At 47.5% G+C, this 6400-nt stretch carries 5 protein-coding genes and 2 pseudogenes; 6 read left to right on the top strand and 1 reads right to left on the bottom strand.

What is annotated here, in order from left to right:
* From AC0Z7K_RS08485 to AC0Z7K_RS08470, 4 genes and pseudogenes are all read left to right on the top strand, one after another.
* Window positions 1-250 (top strand): annotated as a pseudogene (locus tag AC0Z7K_RS08485) (RHS repeat-associated core domain-containing protein); the annotation flags it as partial.
* 223 nt (window positions 251-473) lie between these two features.
* Window positions 474-1031, top strand: a complete 558-nt coding sequence (locus AC0Z7K_RS08480) for an Imm15 family immunity protein (protein ID WP_485613891.1) — start codon at window positions 474-476, stop codon at window positions 1029-1031.
* Window positions 1032-1161: 130 nt separating this feature from the next.
* A pseudogene (locus AC0Z7K_RS08475) lies at window positions 1162-1920 on the top strand (RHS repeat-associated core domain-containing protein); the annotation flags it as partial.
* A complete protein-coding gene (locus tag AC0Z7K_RS08470; protein ID WP_485613890.1) occupies window positions 1913-2347 on the top strand; it encodes a hypothetical protein in 435 nt (144 codons plus the stop codon). The pseudogene AC0Z7K_RS08475 and the gene AC0Z7K_RS08470, both read left to right, overlap by 8 nt.
* A gap of 572 nt (window positions 2348-2919) precedes the next feature.
* Here the strand turns inward: AC0Z7K_RS08470 and AC0Z7K_RS08465 are convergent.
* Window positions 2920-3840, bottom strand: a complete 921-nt coding sequence (locus AC0Z7K_RS08465) for a DMT family transporter (RefSeq protein WP_485613888.1) — start codon at window positions 3838-3840, stop codon at window positions 2920-2922.
* A gap of 302 nt (window positions 3841-4142) precedes the next feature.
* Here AC0Z7K_RS08465 and AC0Z7K_RS08460 point away from each other — a divergent pair, with 302 nt between their 5' ends.
* Entirely contained in the window at window positions 4143-5588 is a 1446-nt protein-coding gene (locus AC0Z7K_RS08460; protein ID WP_485613886.1) for an MFS transporter, read from the top strand.
* Window positions 5589-5850: 262 nt separating this feature from the next.
* On the top strand, window positions 5851-6258 hold the full coding sequence (locus AC0Z7K_RS08455; RefSeq protein WP_485613884.1) for a hypothetical protein: 408 nt from the start codon (window positions 5851-5853) through the stop codon (window positions 6256-6258).
* The last annotated feature ends 142 nt before the right edge of the window (window positions 6259-6400 follow it).

The raw sequence follows: 6400 nt of genomic DNA, 5'->3' as shown, positions 1-6400 counted from the left end.
CAGCCGGACAGCTGGGGAAAGGTAAAATGGGAAACGCACGAGCGGGAAATCAAAACCGGCGGCCCGCAAAACCTGAGGATGCAAGGTCAATACCTCGACAGAGAAACCGGCCTCCATTATAATTTACACCGTTACTATGATCCGGACTCAGGGCGATTTACCCAGCATGACCCGATAGGACTGGCGGGCGGACTGAATCTTTATCAGTATGCGCCGAATGCGTTGGGTTGGGTGGATCCGTGGGGGTTAGCCAGAGGACCTTGTGGCGGTACGCCGAAAGATGCTCAAAAGAAAGTTGATAAAGGTCAAGGTCCAAAAGATATTAAACGTATTGATGAACCAGAACCTGAAAGTGTGCCTGGAAGCCAATGGCATGCTCATCAAAAAAAGCCTGTGAAAGGGAGACATCCCGCATTAAATCAAGATGGTACAACTCACGACGGTCCTCCATCATTTTCAAAGAAAACATTGAAATGGCTGAAAGATCACGGTTGGGATGTGGAGGAATAGCTGTGAGTAAAATAGATATAAAAGTAAAGCAACTCATCGAAAAAGAAGGGCTTGACAATGAGGATCTATATTATGCAGATTATGAAACCTTTGAGGAGATACCTTTATTTTCCAGATGGTCTCAGATTGATTTTTTGAAGGAAAGACCATTTGATGATAATAATTTATTATTAATATCACATGCAATTACATTGTCAGAAAATGCCAATAACCTTGCCTGCACCAAACTGGGTGGCGAGCATTCAGAGTATTTTTGTTGCGTGACACTAACTAAATGGGACTGTGTAGCTGAAATAAATTGCATTACGCCTAATTTATATATAACCAGGCGAAAAAGTTGGGTTTTTTCATATGTTAAATTTCGTCAGACTCATTCAAAGGAAGAGTTAATTGCAAAAAACTATATTAAAAAACTAGGAGTTTCTAATCATGGAATATATATTTCAAAGTTGGTTGATGGTAATGTAAATAGAGTGTACATAGTTAATGAGAAATTACTTGGCGACACTCTCAGCGGTTAACTTACAATCTCAGGTTAATGCTCATGGTTTGTAATTTTATTGATTTTCCTAACCATTTTTATTTTTTCTAAGCCCTCACTTCCTATAGGCGCCGCTCTAACGGCGCTTCGTATCTCACAGTTCGCAGGTCTACGCCTACAGCGACCAGAACAGCTTCGCCCCGCTCGCCCGCATCGACGGCGCCGGTGACGACAGCACAATCTATTACTTCCACAACCGGCTAAATGGCCAGCCGGAGGCCATGACCGACAGCGAAGGCAAAGAGTGCTGGCGCGGCCAGCCGGACAGCTGGGGAAAGGTAAAATGGGAAACGCACGAGCGGGAAATCAAAACCGGCGGTCCGCAAAACCTGAGGATGCAAGGTCAATACCTCGACAGGGAAACCGGCCTCCATTATAATTTACACCGTTACTATGACCCGGACTCAGGGCGATTTACCCAGCATGACCCGATAGGGCTGGCGGGCGGACTGAATCTTTATCAGTATGCGCCGAATGCGTTGGGGTGGGTGGATCCGTGGGGGCTCAAATGTGGTGGTGTTAATCGTCGTAAGGCCTTGAATGAAGCAAAACATCTTGCGGGTGTTCCTCGTTCTCAACAACCGAATAGGCAATGGAAAGTTGGTAATAACCCAATGAGAAGAGGACAAACTAATTATAAGTATTCGGAGGATTTAGGTTCTCATGGACGATATTATGAATATACAAATGCTCGTGGATATAAAAGAGTAGTCGTTGAACATACTGCCGATCCAAGAGCACCTGGACCACATACTCATGCTGGGCAACCCAAACCAGGTGCAGACTCCCGAACCTATGATTTTAAAAATGATAGGTATCAGAAAATTAATAATCCTTCAACCAATGATCACCATATTTACTATGATTAATAAAATTGAAGCTAAACTACTTATGCTTAGAGCAAGGAAATTTGCTGATAAGCTTGAAGGTCTCGAATTACTCTCTATCTCTTTATTGGATAATGATGATTTTTTTTGGCATAGAGATAAATTAAAAATAGCTAATACTATTGATGATAAGAATCATAGAGTTTGTTTAGAACAACCTGTAGAAATAGATAAGTTAATTATTACTATAACTTCATTATTGGGTGTAGATAAACAATTTTCTTGTTTACTTGTTTATGAAGGTAGATGTGGAGTATTTGTTCGTGGAAATGATTTTCACTCTTTTTTAGTCAGCGCATTCAGATTAAATAGAACATTTGATTTATCATTAATATTTGAATTTCCTGATAGAGTAATTTCTATAAGTGACAACGAATATAACGTTGACATTTATTATGAAATAAAATAACCCCTAAAAACCGGGTGGAAATCATATCCTCCCGGCTATTTTATATGTTTAGCCTATTAAACACTCATCCCCCGACAAGCCTGCTTAATATACCGCAATTGGCTTCGCAAGGCCTCCTACTCATGCTTCAGTCGTCCACTTCGTAGCAGTCCAGAGCCAGAACAATACAGCCATCGGTTATTTTAACGGTGAGATTTACGCCCGTCTCAACCCCTCCTTACGCAGCTACTTACCTTTAAGATTAATATTAGGCGTACTATTATCACCCCGGTTAGGCACATAGCCAGCAAGGTGGGAAACGATAGCCTGAATCCTGAGCAGAACGCAGAACAAGTAAATCTAGCATGCGTAATATCGCCTCACCGGAAATGACGATATCTCCGCCGAACCGCAGTTCTATCGTTACAATCCGGCCTCCAAACTGCTGGATAGCGCGAAACGATACATCCTTAAATACATCATAGAGTACAACAACATCGGATGACCTCTTACTCATCATGGTGGATTTTCACCCAACGAATAAAGGTCCTCCGCTTACAGGGGAACTTTTACCAGACCGAATCATTAAATATTTACTTATCCCCAGTCTGTATTCTCCGCTCCACCGCAACCTTCCTCCCCGGACTCAGCACCAGCCATACCGCCAGACAGATCAGCACCCCACCGGCAAAAAATCCTTCAGACAGCGTTTCGTTAAGCAGCAGATATCCCCACAAAATCCCGAACGGTGGGATTAGAAATGTGACGGTCATGGTACGCAGCGGGCCGATGTCGGCTATCAGCCGGAAATACAAAATGTACGCCCATGCAGTACAGACGAAGCCCACTGCCAGTACGCAGAGCCAGATCAGCGGTTGTGCCCACATCACCGGGGCTTCAGTCGCCGAGGTATAGAGGAAAAACGGCAGCAGGAACAACGTGGCACCAAGCTGGCTGCCGGTCGCCACCAGTTTGGGATCCAGACCGCCGCGCTCGGTTATCCAGCGGCGGGTCAGGAATCCGGCAATCGCATAACATCCGGTCGCCACCAGACAGGCGATCACTCCCGCCAGTAAATGTGTCAGCGATTCGGCGCTGCCGGTGGTGGTCAACAGCGTAATCCCCAGCAGTCCGAGCAGAACGCCGAGCGCTTTTTTAAACGTCACCGCTTCATGGAAAAACAGACCGCCGATGAGCACGCCCATCAGCGGCGTAGTGGCGTTGAGGATCGCCGAGTATCCGGCGGGCAACCAGCGTGCTGCCAGACAATACATCAGAAACGGCAGACCGGAGTTGATCACACCGAGCAGCAGCGAACTGCCGAATTTCTGCTGATAATTACGCGGCGTTCTTAGCACGGTAAGGATCACCGCCAGCCCGATGAACCCGAAGAGCACCCGCAGAAACGCCGTATTAATCGCCCCGAAAGCTGGTGCGGCGATGCGCATAAATAAAAAGCTGCCGCCCCAGATCGCCGCCAGCAATAACAAACGGCCATAATCACCACTTTTCATTCAGTTCCCCCTGTTTAATATTGGCTAAAGCATTATTTTTGATGGTGTGATGGACAGCATTTCCGGTTCAAAATCCCGTTGTTCAGTGTAGGTAAACCTGCTGATTGAGAACCCTCTTTTTCTTGCTTTTTCATTCAGGAAAGCCCAAAGGCTGAAAAGGAATGTTCAACGTCACAATAAGTAATATTTTGGCATACCGCTCTTTTTGCCCCTCCCCGGATCTATAACCCGGCCAAAGGTGTGTGATAGGTTTATTACTTATCATCTAACTTTTCATTTTGCCGTTTTTCAGGACAGACACCATGAGCCAAAGTAAACCGGATGTCGCACAACATCCGTCGAAGGACAGTGCAGCCAGTTCAGGGATCTCCGTCATTGCTTTACTGGTCGCCGCGGCTTTCTTCATGGAATTTATCGATGGCACGGTGATCGCCACCGCGCTGCCGCAGATGGCGTTGTCGTTTGGCGTTTCTGCGGTAGATCTCAATGCCGGGATGAGCGCTTACATGCTGACCCTGGCGGTGCTGATCCCGGCCAGCGGCTGGGCAGCGGAGCGCTTCGGAGCGCGTAACGTGTTTACCTTCGCGCTGGGCGTATTTACGCTGGCCTCCCTGTTCTGTGCGATGGCGTCAAGCGTCAGCGAATTTATCATCTTACGCATTATTCAGGGGATCGGCGGCGCACTTATGGTGCCCGTCGGACGTCTGACCGTGCTGAAAACAACGCCCAAACCTCAGCTGATCAAAGCCATTGCCACACTCACCTGGCCCGCGCTGGTTGCCCCCATTCTCGGGCCGCCGCTGGGCGGATTTATCACCCACTACGCATCATGGCACTGGATTTTCTACATCAACGTTCCGTTGGGAATTATTGCGATGATCCTCGCGTGGCGGCTTTTTCCGCAGGCACGTCCGCCGGAGCCGAAGCATTTTGATAAGCGGGGATTTTTGCTGACCGGCGTCGCGATGCTGTCACTGGTCACAGGTCTCGAGTTATTGAGTCAGGATCACATTCTGTGGATGACGGCCACGCTGTTGCTGGCGTTGGGCCTAGTAGTCTGCGTGCTGGCGATAAGACACCTGTATCGCGCTTCTGCGCCAATGGTGCATCTGGGAGCGCTGGTCATTCCGACCTTCCGGGTCAGCATGGGCGGCGGTTCGTTGTTTCGCGTCACCATCAGCGCCGTGCCATTTTTGCTGCCGCTGATGTTACAGGTCGGGTTTGGGATGGATCCGTTCCACGCCGGGCTTTTGGTGCTGGCGGTTTTCGCCGGGAATCTGGCAATGAAACCGGCGACCACGCCGTTGATCCGGCGTTATGGATTCCGGCCAGTGCTGGTGGTAAACGGATTGCTGAGCGTGTTCTCACTGCTGTTCTGCGCCTTCCTGACGCCCGGCACGCCGGACTGGCTGGTGATGCTGCTGCTGTTTCTCGGCGGCCTGAGCCGCTCGATGCAATTTACTGGCATCAGCACGCTGGCCTTCTCTGACGTTCCCGCAAAACAGATGGCTGATGCTAACACCCTGTTCAGCACGGTCTTGCAGCTGTCGGTCGGACTGGGTATTACAGTGGGCGCGTTGGGTACGCGGCTCGGTGAGCAACTGGTGAATTATATGCAATGGCAGGCCGTACCGGGCATGAGTTTTAAAATCGCGTTCGTGGTAATCGCCCTGCTGACGCTGATCGGCTGGCTGGATATGCTGCGATTAAAACCGGATGCAGGGGCGGCAGTGTCTGGTAAAGCATAAGGGAATTGTGAAGTTAATATGAACAGAACTTGATTTATTGAGTAGGTTTATATGACCACCTGAAATCCATTCACTTAATAAATACCTCATTATTTCAATGAGTTAATCATTAATATTTTTGTGGGTTTCTTCTCGTTTTTTGATTTATCTTCTCTTAATAAATTTTCCTGGAATTATCATGGATTGATGTTGAGTAAATTTACTCAACACCATGAAATATTTTTAATTTGATTTAAAATAATTCTACAAGGAGAGAATAGTTATGCCATACGGTGACGAACGTCAGGGATTGATGCGCAGAGTCCAGCTGGAGCAAAAAATATTGCAAAGTAGCCGGTTCTCAATCTACGCTCAGGCAGTCTATTGTGTTAATAAAATGTTGCACCAGGCTAACGTAGGGATTTCTGAACAGGCATATCAGAGCATTTCGCGAAACATCAATGCCGTAGCTGAAGGGAGGCTTTTTGAAACCTCGGCTTCACTTTCGGAAGCCAGAGTATTCTCACGTGATACCGTGAATGCGTTAAAAGTCGGTGATTATAAATCTGCAGCCATCACGGCCAGCGGCGTAGTGGTAAATACGCTGGGCGGGCCGTTGTTTTTCGGAAATTACGATCGTAATAAACTGACCGCCATTGAACGCCATCTCTACGATAGTTTTCATTTGTAATCTGACGCGCATGAGTTTCTGATTGAACTCAGGATGACGGTAAAAATTCCGTCATCCTCTATTCCCCATCCCACGCCACAAACAGCCACCCTTTTAACCGCTTATTCCGCCGTTTGATTTCCCTTAAATCACTCAGAATGCT

The sequence above is a fragment of the Rahnella sp. 1L-D-7-B-C2 genome (assembly GCF_057290995.1).
This window is presented reverse-complemented; position numbering and strand designations above follow the sequence as displayed.